The organism is Parasphingorhabdus pacifica (genome assembly GCF_054779195.1).
In genome coordinates this window covers 154,603-171,687 of the sequence record NZ_BAAGYS010000004.1, presented here as the reverse complement: position 1 = coordinate 171,687, position 17,085 = coordinate 154,603, and the positions used below count along the sequence as shown (strand labels likewise).

Genomic DNA, 17,085 nt, shown 5'->3' with positions numbered 1-17,085 from the left:
TCAGGCGGGACAGGCGAGATCATCGGCCGGTACGACGCCGTCCACCAGGTAGCGGCTGACCGCATCGGTCGCGCAGTCGGACTTGCCGATCGCACCGTGCCCGGCGCCCTGCCAGTTGATCAGCACACCCGAGGGAAGTTGCTGAGCCATGTGCTCACTGCTCTTCGCGGGTGTGAGCGGGTCATGCGTGGTGCTCACGACCGGAATGGGGGGCAACCCCGCGACGTTCGGGGTCGGCAGGCGGTCTTGCGGTACGGGCCACAGGCTGCACCGGACGAGCCGTTGCGCGAGGACACCACCGAACAACTCGAACTCTCGCGTCCACTCCGTGGCGATGTCGGCGCCACGTTGCGGTGGCACCCGGATCGTCGTGTCGTTGCAGCTGGTGATGAGATCTCCGTCGAGGCGCGCCGGGGTGGTGGCGCTGCCGGTGAACAAGGGTGCGGCCAGCGCGGCGATGGGTGTCCCGTCACCACGATCGGCCGCCGCGAGCGCATCGGCCAGCTCCGGCCAGGACTCGCGGTCTTGCAGACCCTGCAGGATTCCGCGCACGACCTTGCCTGCGCTGACCGTGCTGCCCGCGCCGGTAAGCGGCTCGGTGCGAACGCGCTCGACGAGCTCTCGGACGTTCCGTCGCGGTTCGGGACCGAGCGGGCACGGTTTCCCGTCGTCGCAGGCGGCGGCGAAGACGTCGAAGGTCTCCTCCGCGCTGCGCGCACGAGCCTCCAGTTGCCCCCTGATGTCGAGCATCGGATCGGGGGCCCCGTCGAGCACCATGCGGCCGACCGAGGTGGGAAAGCGTTCGGAGAAGGTGGTCAACAACCGGGAGGCCTCGCCTCGGCCGATCGCGTGGAGCTTGGGCACGCCGAGTTCGATCCGGAGCTCTTCGAGGTCACCGGCGGCTCGCCAGGTGTCGTAGGCCTGCAGTCGGTCGTCCAGGGTGAGCAGGCATTCCTGGCTGGAGTCCCGGATCGAGCCGATCAGCGGTTGAAGAGTGGGGAGGTCCGAGGCGAGCGGGTCGAAGCCCACGATCGCTTCGCGTTGGGCCTGCGGGATGCAGTCCGCCGGTTCGGACTTCCCGGTGCCACGCCGATCCATCCCGATGAGCCGGAAAGTGTTCAGCACTTCCGGAGGTAGCCGCGTGGCCAACCGTGCCGCATAGGTCGTGCCCGGCTCGCCACCGGCGTCGTTGAGCACCACCAGCGGGATGTCACCGCTGCCCACGCTGAGCAGGGAGGTGCGCGCGATTCCGCGCGAAGGCGATTCCGGTGAGTCCAGCGTGGTCAGCAGCCGAGAGCAGGAGAACAGCAGATCAGGGGGCGGCGCGGGTGCGCCGAGCTCCTCGCGCGTCTGCCCGGTGCAGTCCTGCCAGGTCAGGTTCTCCCGCCCGGGCTGCTCGAGCGGCGGGACCGGTGCGGGCTTCGGCTCGGGCGGAGACGGAGCGACCTGCTGTTCCGAGTCCAGGTAGGCCACCGCGGGCCGGTCCGAAGGCCCTGCCGCGCAGGCCGCGCTGAAGATGAGCAACAGCGGCAGCAGCAGAACACCCGCCCGCCGGGCGGTGTGGGGTGTGGGCACTCCTGTTCGGGAGCGCACGGTGGGTGCCGTGCTTGAGCGCGTGCTGTCCACCACGACGACCAGCATCGCACGATTGGCGTGAGGCTCCCGTGAGGGGCAGCTCAATTCGAACCCGTTCCGGTCTCGATAGGGTGGCTGTGCGCGGAGGGACCGCGCCGGAGCGGAAAGGATGTTCACGGTCGGCATGGCGCACACGCGTGAAACACCGTCGGGACGGCAGTCGCTCGTGGGACTGGAGCGCAACGCGTCCCGCGTGTTCGAGGCCGTGCCCCCGCCTGCTCTGGTGCTGCTCGGGGTCGTGAGTCTGCAGGTCGGTGCCGCGTTCGCCAAACAGCTGTTCACGGTGGCCGGCGCTTCCGGCGTGGTGGTGCTGCGCCTGGTGTTCGCGGCTGCGGTGTTGCTCGTGATCTGGCGTCCGTCGATACGCCTGGACCGCAGAACCCTGGTCGTCGTCGCCGGTTACGGCGCCGTGCTCGCCGGGATGAACATCAGCATCTACCAGGCGTTCGAACGGATACCGCTGGGAGTGGCGGTCACGATCGAATTCCTCGGCCCGCTCTCGGTGGCGGTGTTCGGTTCCCGACGCAAGCTCGATGTGGTGTGGGCGTTGCTGGCAGGTGCCGGTGTGCTGCTCCTGGCCAGGAGCGATGGTGGTCTCGATTGGGGCGGGGTGGCGTTCGCCCTGCTGGCGGGCGCGCTGTGGGCCGGCTACATCCTGATGGGCGCCAAGCTCGGCAACTACACCACCGGCGGCTCCGGGCTCGCGCTGGGCATGGCATTCGGCGCGATGGTGGCGCTTCCGTTCGGCATTCCCGCTGCGGGACCGGCGCTGCTGGAGCCGACCGTGCTCGCCGCCGGTTTCGCCGTGGCACTGATGTCCTCGGTCATCCCGTACTCCCTGGAGCTCGAGGCGTTGCGGCGCATGCCACCGCGCGTATTCGGGGTGCTGATGAGTCTGGAGCCCGCGGTAGCCGCGCTGGCTGGCCTGGTGGTGCTCCAGGAAGCGCTGGGCGCGGGGCAGTGGGTCGCGATCGGCTGCGTTGTCGTCGCCTCGGTCGGGGCCACGCGCGGAGCCCGCTCCCATTCCGAACCCGCCGACTCCGGCACGGGCGACTCCGGAGCAACGGGCGAGTCCGGAGCAACAGGCGAGACCGGAGCCGCATCCCGCGAACGGGGCGGCCGACCGGATTAGGCGCGCCCCTATGCGACCGGGCGGAGCGCGCGCATCAGCGTCAGCAGCGTGCGGTTGAGGGGCAGCGCGATGCCGTGCCGTTCACCCGCGCGCACCAGCGCACCGGTGATGTGCTCGTGTTCGGTGCTCGCGCCTGCCAGCCGGTCGTAGAGCATCGACGTGCCGGTGTCGGCGGAGAAGTGGCCGGTGAAAGAGGCCAGCACCTTCTCGGCGTCCGCCGTACCGATGTCGGCGCCTTCGGCCCGAGCCACGGCGACGGATTCGTCCAGAACGCCCGAGGCGAGTTCGCGGATGTCGGGTTCGGCGAACACGTCGAGTCGCCGAAGCGTCAGCGCCGTGATCGGGTTCGCCGCCAGGTTGGTCAGCAGCTTCCGCCACGCCGCGGTGTGGAAGTCCTCGGTGCTCGACGTCGTGACCCCGGATGTGGACAGCATCCGGATGAAGCGGTCGCCGAGGTCGCCGGTGGGCACGATCATGCTGGTCGGGGAGCGCCGCACGATGTGCCCCGGGCGTACGCGTTCGGCGCCCACGTAGATCAGCGCGGGCAGTAGCGGTGCGGCAAGCTCCAGCGAGCTCACCGAGTCGCGGTGTTCGATTCCGTTCTGGATGATCACGACCGGGGTGTTCTCACCCGCGAGTCGCCGCAGCCAGGGCGCGGTGCTGTCGACGTCCTGCACCTTCGTGGTCAGCAGAACCCAGTCCACTTCGGACACGGAGTCCGGGTCGGAAAGGATCTCGACCGGGACGTCCGAGGGACCCTCCGGAGCATCCAGCCGCAACTTCTCGAATGGCGTTCGCACGCACAGACGCACGTCGTGCCCCGCGTCGTGCGCTGCGGCGGCGAGAACTCCGCCGATTGCCCCTGCCCCGATCACCGCGATCCGTTGTGCTCGCACACCCGGGGAGGCTACCCGTCGCCGTCCGGCGCCGAGGACACCTCACCGCGCAGCACCGCGCCCAAGTCGTAACGGGCGGGCTCCTCGAGCTGGTCGTACCGGCACGAGGCGGGATCGCGGTCCGGTCTGTCACGTACGAACTGTGTCGTGTGCCGGAAGCGGGAGGGTGCGGCGCCTTCGGTGTGGTCGTAGGCGACTTCGACGACCTTCTCGGGGCGCAGCGGGACCCACGGCTGCTCGCCGCTGCGCCAGCGGTTGACGGCTCCCGGCAGGCGGCGACCGTCCTCGGCATCAGCTCCGAGCCACGGGTGCTCCTCCGCATCGGTGCGCAGGTCGGCGAACTCGTCGGCGAGTTCACGGCGCCGAGCCGCGGAGAACGCACCGACGACACCCACGTGGTGCAGGACACCCTGGTCGTCGTGCAATCCGAGCAGCAGTGAACCGATCGCGGTGCCGGGCTCGGTGTTGGCGTGCCAGCGAAGCCCGGCCACCACGCAGTCGGCTGTGCGCGTGTGCTTGATCTTGAGCATGGTCCGCTTGCCCGGTTCGTAGGGGCTGTCGGAGTCCTTGCCGATCAGCCCGTCGAGTCCGGCGCCTTCGAAAAGCCGGAACCAGTCCACGGCGACGTCCGGATCGTCCGTGACGGCGGTGGTGTGCAGGCCGGGTCCGTCGAGACCGAGTTCCGCGAGCAACCGCCTGCGGGTGGCGAAAGGTGTTTCGCGGAGGTCGCGGTCGTCCAGAGCCAGCAGGTCGAAGGCGATGAAGCGGGCGGGGGTCCGTTCCGCGAGCGTGCGGACCCGGCTCTCGGCGGGGTGGATCCGCTCGCTCAGCGCGTCCCAGTCCAACCGATCACCACCGTGGTCGCTGCGGGAAACCACGAGTTCGCCGTCGAGTACCAGCGGTCGATCGGTTCCCGTCCGGACGTTGTCCACGACCTCGGGAAAGTAGCGGTTGAACCCCTTACCGGTGCGTGACTGCAGGAAGACCGGCTCATCGGCCTCCGGATCGACGAAGACCAGGCAACGGAAGCCGTCCCACTTGGGTTCGAAGAGCATGCCCGAACGTCGTGGGATTTCCTGGACCGGTCCGGCCAGCATCGGCTTGATCGGTGGGGGTACCGGCAGCATCGGCGGCCTCCCGGGCTCGGGTGGTGTGGTCGAGTATCGCGGCTCAGCGAACCCGTTGCCGGGCCGCCCGATCGAGTTGCAACCGGATCGTCGTCGGCACGACCTCGGTTTCCAGCGCTTCCCTGGCGCGGGAGAGGACTTTGCCATCCAGCTCGTCCCACACCTGGCGCACGTTGGTTCCCTCTTGCAACGAGAGGGTCAGTCGCAGTGCGGGGGACCGTGAGGTGCCGGCCATCCGGACGCGCGCCCGGGTCACACCGATGACCGCTTCCGCGTCGGAACGCACCGCATCGGTGATCGCCGAGGAGGTGACCGTGGTGCTGCCGGTCGTCGGCTCCTCCAGGCGCATGTCGGGTTTGGGTTCTCGCTTGCCCGCACGGACCACCCACCACAGGCCGACGACGAGCAGCACGATTCCCGCGGCGAGTGCGACAGCGACGCCCCACCCCGGGTTCGACCGCCACCACTGTTCGATGAGCGGGTCGAGAACCGGCCGCCTGCCGCGGAACGTCCCGACCCAGCCAGTGCCGACGACGAGGGCCGCCAGCCCCGCCGCCACCAGCAGCAGGCCGAAAGCGGTGGCGAGTGTTCGTTCGAAGGCGGCGGAGCGGCCGATCGGCGTCGAACTCGGGTGCGCCCCGCGTGCCGTATCCGCGGATCGATGGGTCATGCGCGCTCCTTGGGCGGGGAGACCGAGACCGAAACCTTCGGTTGCCGGCTCATCGGCAGTTCACCGATCGCGTCGTCCACGGACCTGCGGACCCGTGCGTGCAGGTCGCCGAGCTCGCTGAACCGGCTGGTCACCCGTACTCGCACTCGGGTGCGTCGAGCGGTGACGGAGGCCGCCGACACGCCGTCCTGGGCGCGGACCTGGTGCCCCACCAAGCGGGCAAGCGATCGGGGATCGGTGGTTACGGTGACTTCGGGCGCGGGATCGTGCAGGCGGATCTCGGTTCGTCCGGACCTGGCCGCCAGCAGCAGGAGGAGCAAGCCCACCACCACGGCGCCCGCGGCGGTGACCCGAACCGGAACGTCCCCCCAGGACACACCCCGCAAGCCGGAGAGCACGGTGCGCAGAGAAACGACGACGCCGCCGGAGTCCGGACGCGACCACCACCACCAGAACACCTCGGTCAGCAGCAACGCGCCCAGCGTCGCGGTGGCCAATCCGAGCAGTGCCGTGATCAGGCGCAGGACGATCCGCATGTTCATTCCACTCGTGGTGGTCGGTCGGCCGGTACCAGCGCGGACACGGTGACGTCGACCGTGCGCACCTCGCAGTCGGCGATCCGGACGAGTTCGGCGCTGACCTGCTCCCGGACGGCCCGCGTGGTTTGCCGAACGGGGGCCGGAAAGCGCAGTGCCACGTCGAGTCGGATGACCAGTTCCTTGTCCGGGCCCGAAAGTCGGGCGCTGGCCCCGTGCTCGCCGAAGCCGACCCCGGCGATCCGCCGGTGCACCCGTGTGGTGCCCGGAACCGTGTCGGCCGCACGCTCCGCGATCTTGCGCAGCACCGTTCGGCTGATGTCCAGTCGACCTCGTGCGGACGGTTCGGTCCGTTCGTCCGCGACCGTCGCGGAACTCGCGGTCATCGGTCTTTGCCTCTGCCGAAGATCTCGCCGATTTCCAGCTCGCCGTCGAGGACCCGGCCGACGACGAGCCCGATCGCCCCCGCCGCGAGTGCGATCAGAAAGCCGGTGAATCCACCGACCACGGCAGCCGTACCAAGTATGAGCCCGGCGAGCAGACCCGTCTGAGTTGCGTTCAAAGCGGAAAACCTCCTGCCATCAAGACGAATCACTGTCCGAATCACTGTCGACGACCCGTGGTGGACCGGGCCGCCCCACGCGCACGAGGTTCGCGGCGACCACGGGAACGCCGTTAGATTTCACCGGACCCGCGCTTCCCGGATACGACGAACCCGCCGAAGGCGGATGTGGTGCAAGATCGCACGCAAGCCACGCGCCCGTCGCACCACCACGACGGGCGCGTCGTACCGGTCGTACCGGTGTCGCGAGGTAGCGGGCCGAGCGCGCCGGGCGCGGAACTCCGCGACACCGGCCGCGAACACTTCGGGATCTCCACCGACGTCCGGGTGGTTGGCCCGCACGAACGCGCGGAACGCGGCGCGGTCCACGATGTTCCCTTCACCGTTCGTGCCGGTACTCATCGTTCTCCGACTCCCGTGCGTCCGGTTCTCGCTCATCCGGTTCTCGCTCATCCGGTGTGCTGACGTCCGCCACCGTGATGTTCACCGGCACCGCGCCGAGCACCTCACGCGCGCGGACCCGAAGTTCGCCGACCACTTCGGGGAGCGGGCGGTCGAGCCGGAGCGCGACGCCGATCTCGGTGGCTTCGGCATCGGCACCGATGCGGACGCCGACGATCTTTCGCCCGGGCAACGGAGTCGCGATCACCCCTAGTCGGCCACCGTGCAGCTCGGTCACCGAGGGATGTGACCGCACCGTCGCGGCCAACCGGGTGGCTGCGTCGGCGGTCCTGTTCTCGGATGCCGTCATCACGGGTCCTTCGGAGCTGGCCGGCTGGTCGGGGGAGCGCACGGCTCATTCCACGCGTGAGGAGGAGGCCGCTTCCGCTTCGTTGCCTTCGTCGTCCGAGGGCAGGTGGATGTCGTTGACCGCGATATTGACCTCGATGACGTCGAGTCCCGTCATGCGTTCCACGCTGTTGATGACGTTTCGCCGCACCGCGCGGGCGAGGTCGACGATCGAGGCCCCGTACTCGACGATGATGTCGAGGTCGACCGCGGCCTGCTTCTCCCCGACTTCGACCTGCACACCCGAGGTCGAGGAGGTGCCGGTGCCACCTGGAATCCGTTCGCGCAGGGCACCGAAGGCACGCGAGACACCGCCGCCCATGGCGTGCACGCCGGAAATCTCGCGCGCGGCGATCCCGCTGATCTTCTGCACCACGGAGGCTGCGATGGTCGTCTTGCCGGTCGAGGGTTCGTCGGCGGGTTTGGGCAGGTCGGCACCGCCACGTGCGGTGGGTACCCGGCTGCCTTCGGTGCCGGCCTGTTCACTGCTGCCCTGGCCACCAGTGCTCTGCCCACCAGTGCTCTGTCCGGTGGTCTGTCCACCACTGCTCTGCGACATGGACGTCAAGCTCCTCTCACGGCGTGCTGATGCCCTCGGCGGGACCGGGACCACTGCGACGGATGGCAGCTCCCTCGACGAAGTCTGGCAACAGTCTCGCCGCGCAGCATGATCGGACCTCGCGGACGCACCGTCCCGTCCTTCGAAAGAGTGGTCGGGCGACCCCAGCGGTCGCGCGAATAACGCGTACTCGCTGGTCGCTGTGTGCCTCGTCGCTCAACCACGCATTCTCGCGTAGCGCAGGAGCAACAGCGATTCCTCGGCGCGCAGCGCCGAAACCAGCCGCATGCCACGTGGCTGCTCGATCGGTGTTCCGGTGGCGATGCGCCCGGCGTCGCCACCGGCCAGCATCGGCGAGACGGTCAGGCAGAGTTCGTCGACGAGGTCCTGCTCGATCAGCTTGCCGAACAAGGTCGGACCGCCCTCGCAGCCGATCCGGCCCAGTCCGCGCCGGTCCAGCGCCGACACCGCCTCGTGCAGGTCGACGTCCTCGTCCCCCGTGACGACGACGTCCACGCCCGCATCCGCGAGCGCGCGGCGACGCTCGACGGGGGCGGCCTCGCAGGTGAGCACGATCGGAGCGACGTGGGTGTCGGTGACCAGCGGGGCGTCCGGTGTCAGTGAGCACCGCCGCGTGACCAGCGCGATCGGGGGTGGTTGTTCGGAAAGGCCAAACCTGGTTCGGCGTGCGTTGCGCGCTTCGGTCGGTTTGATGCCACGGTATCCCTCGACGGTCGCGGTGCCGATTCCCGCGAGTACCACGTCGGAGAGGTCGCGGATGAGTCCCAGCACGCGCTGGTCGGCGCGCGAGGACAGGCCACGTGACCGGCCCCCCACAGTCACCGCCCCATCGAGACTGGAGACGAAGTTCACTCGCAACCACGGCCGGGCGTGTTCGGGGAAGTCGTAGAACGCTTCCAGTTCGCTGTCCACCTGTTGAGTGCCGTCCACGGGCCAGAGCCTGTCCACCGGACCATCCCAGCACGCCGGTTAAGCTTTCGACATGAGCACCCCGCGCCTGACCGATCGTCGACCCGAACTCAGTCCGGACGAGATGGTCGACGCGATGACGCCGCCGCCCAGGTTCGACGAGGTCCGGTTCGAGACCTACATCCCCAATCCCGACGAGCCCAGCCAGTCGGCGGCGGTGTCGGCGTGCAGCGAGTTCGCCGCGCGGGTGGGGACGTCGAACAAGACCGGCGGGTGGTTGCGCGGTCTCTTCGGCGGACGCAAGCCCTCGCAGGAGACCCTTCCCGGGCTCTACCTCGATGGCGGGTTCGGCGTCGGCAAGACACACCTGTTGGCCTCCACCTGGCACGCGGCTCCCGGGCCGAAGTCCTACGGGACCTTCGTCGAGCTGACCAACCTGGTCGGCGCACTGGGCTTCGCCGAGACGGTCCGCCGGATGTCCGAGCACCGGCTGCTGGCGATCGACGAGTTCGAGCTGGACGATCCCGGCGACACCATGCTCGTCACGCAGCTGATCGCCAAGCTCACCGACGCCGGCGTGTGCGTTGCCGCCACCTCCAACACGCTGCCGGACAAGCTGGGTGAGGGCCGATTCGCCGCGGTGGACTTCCTCCGGGAGATCCACGCGATGTCTTCCCGCTTCTCCGTGGTGCGGGTCGACGGGCCGGACTACCGGCACCGCGGGTTGCCCGACGCGCCGCCCCCGATGGACGACGCCGAACTGGTGGACTTGGCCGCTACCACCGATGGTGCGACCCTCGACAGCTTCGACGAGCTGTGTGAGCACCTCGGGGGCGTGCACCCGTCGAAGTACGGAAAGTTGGTGACGGGAGCGACCGCGGTGTACCTTTCCGGCCTGCGTCCCGCACCCGACCAGGACGTCGCGTTGCGGTTGGTCGCGTTGGCCGACCGGCTCTACGACCGGGCGATCCCGGTCCGGGTGTCCGGGCGACCGCTGTCCGAGCTGTTCAGCGATGAGATGCTGCAGGGCGGTTATCGGAAGAAGTACCTGCGGGCGATCAGCAGGCTTACCGCACTGTCGCGTGATCTGGCGAAGTCCTGATCGGTCGTACGGGCGGCTGCGCTGCCGCCCGTGCCTGACCTGCTCTGCTCGGTGCGGTGTCAGTCGCGGCGCAGCACTTCCACGATCGCGTCCAGACCCGCGTCGAGGTCCTCCCCGTCGATCACCAGCGGCGGAGCGATCCGCAGCGTGTTCTCCTGGGTCGCCTTGCACAGCACCCCGCGTTCGGCGAGCGCCTCGCTGACCTGACGTCCGCTCGGACCGCCGTCTTCGATTCGCACGCCCGCCCACAACCCGCGGCCGCGCACCTCGGAGACCCCGTGCCCGATGAGCTCGCGCAATCGGGCGTGCAGGCGCTCACCCAGTTTGCGCGATCGCTCCTGGAACTCTCCGGTGCGGAGCAACCGGATCACGGCCCGTCCCACGGCGCAGGCCAGCGGATTCCCGCCGAACGTCGATCCGTGCTCGCCGGGGCGGAGGACGCCGAGCACCTCGTGGCTTCCGACGACCGCCGAAACGGGGAGCAGACCGCCGCCGAGCGCCTTGCCGAGGGTGTACAGGTCCGCGCGCACCCCGTCGTGGTCGCAGGCCAGCAACGTGCCGGTGCGTGCCAGCCCGGACTGGATCTCGTCGGCGACGAGCAGCACGTTGTGGTCGTCGCAGAGCTGTCGCAGGCGCGGCAGGTAGTCCCGAGGCGGGACGACGACGCCCGCCTCGCCCTGGATGGGTTCGACGAGGACGGCAGCTGTGCGGTCGGTGATGGCCTGTTCGACGGCGTCGGCATCGCCGTAGGGCGTGACCACGAACCCCGGGGTGAACGGTCCGAATTCGTCGCGGGCGTCCGGATCGGTGGAGAAGGACACGATGGTGGTGGTGCGCCCGTGGAAGTTGGAACCGGCGACGATCACCTCGGCTTGGTTCTCCGCGACGCCCTTGACCTGGTACGCCCACTTCCGAGCGACCTTGATCGCGGATTCGACGGCTTCGGCGCCGGAGTTCATCGGCAGCACGGTGTCGGTCCCGGTGAGTTCGGCCAGTTCGCGGCAGAACGGGCCGAACTGGTCGTGGTGGAAGGCGCGGCTCGTGAGTGTGACGCGGCCCAACTGCTCGACCGCTGCGGCGATCAGGTCCGGGTGCCGGTGGCCGAAGTTCAGCGCCGAGTAGCCGGCCAGCAGGTCGAGGTAGCGCTTGCCGTCCACGTCGGTCATCCACGAGCCTTCGGCATCGGCGATCACCACCGGCAACGGGTGGTAGTTGTGCGCGCCGTAGTGCTCGGCGAGTGCGAGGTGGTCTGCGGATGTCGTGCTGGAAGCCGCGGAGGTCATGAAGACAGGCTATGTCGGCATCGGGTTGCGTTTCAGTCTTGAACCGTTGCTTCTTTCGACGCATCGTTGCGTCATTCGGGCGAAATGTGACGATCTTTTGCATCAGTTCGCGTGCCCGGTTATACCGACGTCGGATCACGCGATTACCATCGGTTCGGCACAAGTGGTAGTGATCGAGTTGCGCTTCGTGTTCGATGTGGAGGGTCGCGGGTGCCGGTGGACGACGAGTATCGGATCTACGTGGGGGCCTACACCGGTCCGGACTCCGACGCCGGTGGGATCAGCTTGCTCGTCGCCGACCCGGGTGGCGGACTCGGGTGCGCAGGCCGCGCCACGCGAGCGATGGACCCGTCCTTCCTCGCCCTCGCGCCTGATTCGGCGACTCTGTTCGCGGTGAGCGAGTCGATGGAAGGGCGCGTCATAGCTTTCGCCGTGCGAGCCGACGGCACGCTGCGCGAAACGAACTCCCAGCCCTCGATGGGGGCGGCGCCTTGTCACCTGAGCGTGCACCCCTCCGGAAATTTCCTGTTCACGGCCCACTATGTGACGGGGAACCTGGCCGTGCACCCCATCGGTGACGGGGGCGTCCTGCGCGAGGCGTGTCATCTGGTCCAGCACAGCGGGAGCGGTCCGCACCCCAGGCAGGACGGACCGCACGCGCACCAGATCGTGCCCGATGCCGCCGGGCGGCACGTGCTCGCGACGGATCTCGGTACCGACTCGCTCCACGTCTACGACTTCGACGGCGAAACCGGCCACCTGACGCTCAAGCACGAGGTGTCGCTGCGGGCCGGGACTGGACCACGTCACCTCGCGTTCCACCCGTCGGGTGAGCGGGTGTATCTGCTCAACGAGCTGGCCTCGACCATCACCGAGCTCGGATACGATCCGGAAACCGGTGTGCTGGAGGCCGGTCGCACGATCTCGATGTTGCCCGCGGACTACGCGGAGACCAACCTCGCCGCCGAGGTCGTGGTCACGCCGGACGGACGGTTCGTCCTCGCCTCCAACCGAGGACACGACAGCATCGCAGTGTTCGCCACGGGAGATCCCGAGTTCGCCACGGGAGAGTCCGAGGTCGGCTTCCGGCGAATCGGGCTGTGGGAGGCGGGGGTGGCCGAACCCCGGCACATCAGCCTCGCACCGGACGGGACGGTGCTGTTCGTGGCCGGGCAGCGCAGCGGGACCGTGCGCGCGTTCTCCGTCGGCGACTCCGGCGAGCTCACATCGGTCGGTGAACCGGTCACGACCGGAAGCCCGGCCTGCGTCCTGCCGGTACCGGGCTGAACTGCCGGCCGCGCCGGTTGTGCGCCGGTCGTCGCACTACGAGCCACTCGGGCGGGAGGCGTCCGAAAGCACGCGTTTGTCCGAACAGTCCTGCTGGTAGGGGCGAGCTACGGCGTTGCTCGAGCGGCTCACAGCATTGCGCGGTCGAAACTGCCCCGCCCGTACTGTTGTAGCGCGGTGTGGATCCGCTTGGCCTCTTGCCTGCGCGTCCACCAGCCCCCGGTCGCCCCGAGCGGGAAGACCGCGGCCCCGCCTTGGTGCTTCTGGACCCGGTGCCACATGCACGACCTGAGCGGAGGCGCGTCATCGGTGCACCAGACGACCACGGACCGTTTCTTGCCGCGGCCGACGATGCCTGCCCGATAAACGTGTTCCCACGGGATCTCCCGGGTGAAACCCGACCGGGACACGAGGAGTCCGTCGCTGTTGAGCTTCAGCCGGAGCCCCGGGGTGATGGCTTTGAGCAGGGACAGCGCGCCACTCGCGGTCAGCAGTCCGAGCCCGATGAAGTACGGGATGGCCACATCGCCTCGGGGCGTGCCCAGCAGCATCAGCGTGCCGAAGACGAACAGTCCCAGCAGCACTGCCGAGAACAGCGCGCCGCCCCGACCGCCCGTCGTGAACACCGGCCCCGGATTGTCCTTCCGGACGCGGGCCCGGTCGGCGACCGCCTGCTTTGCGGTGTTCCGCGGGACGGCCGGGCGGATCTTCCCGGGCCGTTCCGCCGGACGGCCCGGATCGGACGGCGGCGTCGCCGGGATCGGCGGTGTGCCCTGGTCGTGTCCGGCGGGTGGCCCCGCGCCGGGTCGGTGCTGACCGTCTGGAGTCCCGCCGTCGGAATCCGGGGAAGGTGAGCTGTAGGCGAGCGTGCCCGAACTCGGTCGAGCGGCCGAAGGCGGCGGAGTGTCGGGCGGTGCCGCCTCGACGGTCTGCTGCAACCGAGTGGCGTGCTCGTTGATCGCCGCCGTGATCGGTGCCGGTAACCAGTGCTCGCCCTGCATCCTGGGCTCGCCAAGGAAGTCGATCAGCTCCGAGGTCGTCGGGCGGGTGGCCGGATCCTTCGCGAGACACGCCGCCAGCGTGGGGCGCAGGTCGCCGGGAACCTCGGACAGGTCCGCTTCGGCATGGGCCACCCGGTAGAGCAAGGCCGCGGTGCTCTCCTCCCCGAACGGGCCGCTGCCGGTGGCGGCGAACACGAGCACCGCACCGAGCGAGAACACATCGCTCGCCGGGCCGATGTCCCCGCCAAGCGTCTGCTCCGGGGAGAAGAACCCGGGCGTGCCGAGGAACATGCCCGTGGCGGTCAGTGCCTGGCCGGTCATCGCGCGGGAGATGCCGAAGTCGATGACCCGCGGCCCGTCCTGACCGAGCAGCACGTTGCCCGGCTTGAGGTCCCGGTGGACCAGATCGACGCGGTGGATCGCGCCGAGTGCCTCCGACAGTCCGGACCCCAGGCTCCGCACCGTGTCCGCGGGCAGCGGCCCGAAGTCGGCGACCGCCCGGTGCAGGGTCGGACCCGGAATGTATTCGGTGGCCAGCCACGGTTGTTCGGCATCCGGGTCGGCACCGACCACGGCCGCCGTCCAGAACCCGCCGACCGAGCGCGCCATCTGCGCCTCGCGGCGGAAGCGTTCCCGGAACTCGGGATCTTCGGCGAGATCCGGCCGGATCACCTTGATCGCCACCACGCGCCCACCACGGGACCGGGCAAGGTAAACCGAGCCCATCGCTCCCTTGCCGAGACGCGAAAGCAATCGGTAGTCGCCGATCCGGTCCGGCTCAGTGGCCAGCAGCGGCTGCACGTGTTCATTCTCCTCGCGGTCGTGGTGCTCTGCCTCCAAGCTAACGGATGCCCTCGTCATCCGGGTGGTTCCGGGAGCTCCACCCGCACCGTTCGAGTCGTGCTCGGCGAGCGGGGAAGCGGGCGGAGTAATCGGTTACTTGGCTTCGTTCCACATCTTTCGAGCCCGTGGTGTTGTGGGTATGATCCAGCTCACTGCGAGCCGCAACGTGACGATCACTGTGGATCGAGGGAGGTGCGCCCGTGATGTCGAGCACACCTTCGGAGTCGGCGGACGCGCCGCCCGCGATCTCCCTACGAGGCATCAGCAAGCGGTTCCCCGGTGTTGCCGCCGTATCCGATGTCGACCTCGATGTACTTCCCGGTCGAGTGCACGTCTTCGCGGGTGAGAACGGCGCGGGCAAGTCGACGCTGATGAAGCTGATCGCTCAGGTCGAGGCACCGAGCGAGGGACGGATCGAACTCGCGGGCGTGCCGGTCGCCCACCACGGCCCGAGCAGCGCTCTGCGGCGGGGCATCTCGATGGTGCACCAGGAGTTCGCCCTGGCGCCGGACCTGTCGGTGGCCGAGAACCTGTTCATCGGTCGGGAACCTGGTTCCCTCGGTTGGATCTCACGCCGCAGGGAGCGCCGGGGCGCCGTCGAATTGCTCGACCGAGTGAAATTGGCGGTGGATCCGAACAGGTTGGTGGGTTCGCTGTCCACAGCGGAGCAGCAGCGGGTGGAGCTGGCCAAGGCGCTGGCGGTGCGATCGAGCGTGCTCATCCTCGACGAGCCGACCGCCACCCTTACGGAGCGGGAGACCGCCGAACTGTTCACCATCATCCGGCAGTTGACCGACCGGGGAATCGCGGTCCTCTACATCTCGCACCGGCTCGACGAGATCTTCGAGATCGGTGATCTGGTGACGGTGATGCGGGACGGGGAGGTCGTCGCCACTCACCCGGTGTCCGAACTCGACGAAACCCGCCTGGTCGGTCTGATGGTCGGCCGTGATGTCGAGAACCTCTACCCGCGAACGCGGACCGAACCCGGCGACGTGCGGCTTCGGGTCAGCGGACTCAGCCGAGGTGGCGTGGTGCGGAACGTGTCGTTCGAGGTGCGTTCCGGCGAGATCGTGGGACTGGCGGGGCTGGTCGGTGCCGGTCGGACGGAGCTGGCCCGCACCGTGTTCGGCGCGGAACCGGCGGAGTCCGGGACCGTGTCTCTCGATGGTCGCCCGCTGCGGGTCAGGAACCCGTCGGAAGCGATCGCCGCCGGAATCGGCTATCTCACCGAAAGCCGCAAGACCGACGGCTTGGCCCTACAACTGGGGGTGGACAAGAACATCACGCTGGCCCGGTTGCCGATGCGCGGCGGGTTGATCGACCTCCGCGCCGAAAACCGGATCGCCGAACGCAAACGCGAGGCGCTGCGGATTCGGGTTCCGTGGGTGGGCAGGCCGGTTCAGGCGCTCTCCGGCGGGAACCAGCAGAAAGTCGTGCTGGCCCGTTGGCTGGAAACGGGTGCGGACGTGCTGTTCTTCGACGAACCGGGGAGGGGCATGGATGTCGGGGCGAAATCGGAGATGTTCCAGCAGATGGACCTGCTGGCTTCGGAGGGCAAGGCGATCGTGTTCATCTCCAGTTATCTGCCGGAGTTGCTCAACATGTGCGATCGGATCCTTGTCATGCGGGCAGGGAGGATCACGGGCGAAGTCGCCCAAACCGACTTTTCCGAGGAACGCGTCGTCGCACTCGCGACCGGAGCCGGGGAGGATCCATGAGCGAGCGGACAGGTGAGCCCGGTGCACTCGGGTTCCTGACCACTCGGATGTCCGGGGCGGTCTCGCAGCTCGCTGCTGCCGGAACGCTGATTGTCGTCTTCGTGGTCCTGTCGATCATCGCCCCCTCGTTCCTCACCGCCGACAACCTGTTCAACCTCGGATCGCAGACTTCGGTGAACGCGGTGATGGCCGTCGGCGTGACGCTGGTCATCATCACCGGAGGGATCGACCTGTCCGTCGGATCGGTGGCGGCACTGTCCGGTGTGGTCGGTGTGATGCTGATGGCGGGCCATGGCATGTCGCCCCTGTTGGGAATCGCCGGCGGTGTCCTCGTCGGTGCGGTTGCCGGTCTGGTGAACGGCCTGCTGGTGTCGGTGGTCGGCCTCCCACCGTTCATCGCGACCCTCGGGATGCTCAGCGTGGGGCGCGGATTGGTGCTCATCATCACCGGGGCGGTGGCGGTGTTCGGTGCGCCGGATTCGTTCCGGCTGCTCGGGCAGGGCGTGATCGGAGTGCTCCCGATACCCATCGTGCTGATCGCCCTGGTCGCGGTGGCCGGGCACCTGGTGCTGACCCGGACCAGACTGGGCCGCTACGCGTACGTGATGGGGTCCAACCCGGAAGCCGCCCGACTCTCCGGCGTGCCCATCAAGCGGCACACCACGGCTGTGTACGTGCTTTCGGGCGGTCTCGCTGGGCTCGGCGGAATGATCGCCGCGTCGCGGATCAACTCCGGCCAGCCGAACTTCGGTGAAGGTCTGGAACTGGACGTGATCGCGGCCGTCGTCATCGGTGGGGCCAGCTTGTTCGGTGGCCGTGGAACGGTTCTGGGGTCGTTGATCGGGGCATTTCTCGTGGCCGTGATCCGCAACGGTGCCGTGCAGCTCGACATCGGCACCTTCTACCAGAACGTGCTCATCGGCGTGATCATTTGGCTCGCCGTGTGGTGGGACCGCTACCAGCGGCGAAAGCTCAGCGGCGACACCGGATGAGTCGGGCGGTGAGGCGTCGT

Annotated in this window: 18 protein-coding genes; 5 read left to right on the top strand and 13 right to left on the bottom strand. The window is 68.8% G+C overall.

Annotation, left to right across the window (positions count from 1 at the left end):
- Entirely contained in the window at positions 1-1,641 is a 1,641-nt protein-coding gene (locus ACYVAN_RS04795; protein ID WP_460956051.1) for an alpha/beta hydrolase, read from the bottom strand.
- 118 nt (positions 1,642-1,759) lie between these two features.
- On the opposite strand from ACYVAN_RS04795, the gene ACYVAN_RS04790 reads away from it, so the two are divergent.
- Positions 1,760-2,767 (top strand): EamA family transporter, encoded by a 1,008-nt coding sequence (locus ACYVAN_RS04790; protein ID WP_460956049.1) that lies wholly within the window; start codon positions 1,760-1,762, stop codon positions 2,765-2,767.
- An 8-nt stretch (positions 2,768-2,775) separates the two neighbouring features.
- On the opposite strand, the gene ACYVAN_RS04785 is transcribed toward ACYVAN_RS04790, so the two are convergent.
- From ACYVAN_RS04785 to ACYVAN_RS04740, 10 genes are all read right to left on the bottom strand, one after another.
- Positions 2,776-3,663: a 2-dehydropantoate 2-reductase gene (locus ACYVAN_RS04785; protein WP_460956047.1), complete on the bottom strand. Its 888-nt coding sequence runs from the start codon at positions 3,661-3,663 to the stop codon at positions 2,776-2,778.
- An 11-nt stretch (positions 3,664-3,674) separates the two neighbouring features.
- Positions 3,675-4,790 (bottom strand): ATP-dependent DNA ligase, encoded by a 1,116-nt coding sequence (locus ACYVAN_RS04780; RefSeq protein WP_460956045.1) that lies wholly within the window; start codon positions 4,788-4,790, stop codon positions 3,675-3,677.
- Between the two features lie 43 nt (positions 4,791-4,833).
- The gene (gene amaP / locus ACYVAN_RS04775; protein ID WP_460956043.1) at positions 4,834-5,460 is read right to left on the bottom strand and encodes an alkaline shock response membrane anchor protein AmaP; all 627 of its coding nucleotides are present in this window, start codon (positions 5,458-5,460) and stop codon (positions 4,834-4,836) included.
- The gene (locus tag ACYVAN_RS04770; RefSeq protein ID WP_460956041.1) at positions 5,457-5,996 is read right to left on the bottom strand and encodes a DUF6286 domain-containing protein; all 540 of its coding nucleotides are present in this window, start codon (positions 5,994-5,996) and stop codon (positions 5,457-5,459) included. The genes amaP and ACYVAN_RS04770 overlap by 4 nt, the downstream gene beginning before the upstream one ends.
- A 2-nt stretch (positions 5,997-5,998) precedes the next feature.
- Complete coding sequence (locus tag ACYVAN_RS04765; protein WP_460956039.1) at positions 5,999-6,382, bottom strand: Asp23/Gls24 family envelope stress response protein; 384 nt, start codon at positions 6,380-6,382, stop codon at positions 5,999-6,001.
- Positions 6,379-6,558: a hypothetical protein gene (locus tag ACYVAN_RS04760; protein WP_460956037.1), complete on the bottom strand. Its 180-nt coding sequence runs from the start codon at positions 6,556-6,558 to the stop codon at positions 6,379-6,381. Before ACYVAN_RS04760 ends, ACYVAN_RS04765 begins: the two co-directional genes overlap by 4 nt.
- Positions 6,559-6,678: 120 nt before the next feature.
- Positions 6,679-6,960, bottom strand: a complete 282-nt coding sequence (locus tag ACYVAN_RS04755) for a hypothetical protein (protein ID WP_460956035.1) — start codon at positions 6,958-6,960, stop codon at positions 6,679-6,681.
- Positions 6,938-7,309 (bottom strand): hypothetical protein, encoded by a 372-nt coding sequence (locus ACYVAN_RS04750; RefSeq protein WP_460956033.1) that lies wholly within the window; start codon positions 7,307-7,309, stop codon positions 6,938-6,940. The genes ACYVAN_RS04755 and ACYVAN_RS04750 overlap by 23 nt, the downstream gene beginning before the upstream one ends.
- Positions 7,310-7,354: 45 nt before the next feature.
- Positions 7,355-7,906, bottom strand: coding sequence for an Asp23/Gls24 family envelope stress response protein (locus ACYVAN_RS04745; protein WP_460956031.1), 552 nt, complete (start codon positions 7,904-7,906; stop codon positions 7,355-7,357).
- Positions 7,907-8,122: 216 nt separating this feature from the next.
- A complete protein-coding gene (locus tag ACYVAN_RS04740) occupies positions 8,123-8,857 on the bottom strand; it encodes a pyrimidine reductase family protein (protein WP_460956029.1) in 735 nt (244 codons plus the stop codon).
- Positions 8,858-8,909: 52 nt separating this feature from the next.
- On the opposite strand from ACYVAN_RS04740, the gene zapE reads away from it, so the two are divergent.
- Positions 8,910-9,938, top strand: a complete 1,029-nt coding sequence (gene zapE / locus ACYVAN_RS04735; protein ID WP_460956027.1) for a cell division protein ZapE — start codon at positions 8,910-8,912, stop codon at positions 9,936-9,938.
- Positions 9,939-9,997: 59 nt separating this feature from the next.
- Here zapE and rocD read toward each other — a convergent pair whose 3' ends face one another.
- Positions 9,998-11,221 (bottom strand): ornithine--oxo-acid transaminase, encoded by a 1,224-nt coding sequence (gene rocD / locus ACYVAN_RS04730; protein WP_460956025.1) that lies wholly within the window; start codon positions 11,219-11,221, stop codon positions 9,998-10,000.
- A gap of 210 nt (positions 11,222-11,431) precedes the next feature.
- Here rocD and ACYVAN_RS04725 point away from each other — a divergent pair, with 210 nt between their 5' ends.
- Positions 11,432-12,508 carry a lactonase family protein gene (locus ACYVAN_RS04725; protein WP_460956023.1) on the top strand — a complete coding sequence of 359 codons (1,077 nt, stop codon included), beginning with the start codon at positions 11,432-11,434 and terminating at the stop codon, positions 12,506-12,508.
- A 128-nt stretch (positions 12,509-12,636) separates the two neighbouring features.
- Here the strand turns inward: ACYVAN_RS04725 and ACYVAN_RS04720 are convergent, their stop codons facing one another.
- Positions 12,637-14,370: a serine/threonine-protein kinase gene (locus ACYVAN_RS04720; protein ID WP_460956021.1), complete on the bottom strand. Its 1,734-nt coding sequence runs from the start codon at positions 14,368-14,370 to the stop codon at positions 12,637-12,639.
- Positions 14,371-14,555: 185 nt separating this feature from the next.
- Here ACYVAN_RS04720 and ACYVAN_RS04715 point away from each other — a divergent pair, with 185 nt between their 5' ends.
- On the top strand, positions 14,556-16,073 hold the full coding sequence (locus ACYVAN_RS04715) for a sugar ABC transporter ATP-binding protein (protein ID WP_460956019.1): 1,518 nt from the start codon (positions 14,556-14,558) through the stop codon (positions 16,071-16,073).
- Positions 16,070-17,065 carry an ABC transporter permease gene (locus ACYVAN_RS04710; protein WP_460956017.1) on the top strand — a complete coding sequence of 332 codons (996 nt, stop codon included), beginning with the start codon at positions 16,070-16,072 and terminating at the stop codon, positions 17,063-17,065. The genes ACYVAN_RS04715 and ACYVAN_RS04710 overlap by 4 nt, the downstream gene beginning before the upstream one ends.
- The last annotated feature ends 20 nt before the right edge of the window (positions 17,066-17,085 follow it).

Bases quoted from the DNA above. Each gene is read 5' to 3' on its own strand.
- ACYVAN_RS04795 (WP_460956051.1), bottom strand. From the start codon at position 1,641: ATGCTGGTCGTCGTGGTGGACAGCACGCGCTCAAGCACGGCACCCACC.
- ACYVAN_RS04790 (WP_460956049.1), top strand. From the start codon at position 1,760: ATGGCGCACACGCGTGAAACACCGTCGGGACGGCAGTCGCTCGTGGGA.
- ACYVAN_RS04780 (WP_460956045.1), bottom strand. From the start codon at position 4,790: ATGCTGCCGGTACCCCCACCGATCAAGCCGATGCTGGCCGGACCGGTC.
- amaP (WP_460956043.1), bottom strand. From the start codon at position 5,460: ATGACCCATCGATCCGCGGATACGGCACGCGGGGCGCACCCGAGTTCG.
- ACYVAN_RS04770 (WP_460956041.1), bottom strand. From the start codon at position 5,996: ATGCGGATCGTCCTGCGCCTGATCACGGCACTGCTCGGATTGGCCACC.
- ACYVAN_RS04765 (WP_460956039.1), bottom strand. From the start codon at position 6,382: ATGACCGCGAGTTCCGCGACGGTCGCGGACGAACGGACCGAACCGTCC.
- ACYVAN_RS04755 (WP_460956035.1), bottom strand. From the start codon at position 6,960: ATGAGTACCGGCACGAACGGTGAAGGGAACATCGTGGACCGCGCCGCG.
- ACYVAN_RS04750 (WP_460956033.1), bottom strand. From the start codon at position 7,309: ATGACGGCATCCGAGAACAGGACCGCCGACGCAGCCACCCGGTTGGCC.
- ACYVAN_RS04745 (WP_460956031.1), bottom strand. From the start codon at position 7,906: ATGTCGCAGAGCAGTGGTGGACAGACCACCGGACAGAGCACTGGTGGG.
- zapE (WP_460956027.1), top strand. From the start codon at position 8,910: ATGAGCACCCCGCGCCTGACCGATCGTCGACCCGAACTCAGTCCGGAC.
- rocD (WP_460956025.1), bottom strand. From the start codon at position 11,221: ATGACCTCCGCGGCTTCCAGCACGACATCCGCAGACCACCTCGCACTC.
- ACYVAN_RS04720 (WP_460956021.1), bottom strand. From the start codon at position 14,370: ATGACGAGGGCATCCGTTAGCTTGGAGGCAGAGCACCACGACCGCGAG.
- ACYVAN_RS04715 (WP_460956019.1), top strand. From the start codon at position 14,556: ATGTCGAGCACACCTTCGGAGTCGGCGGACGCGCCGCCCGCGATCTCC.
- ACYVAN_RS04710 (WP_460956017.1), top strand. From the start codon at position 16,070: ATGAGCGAGCGGACAGGTGAGCCCGGTGCACTCGGGTTCCTGACCACT.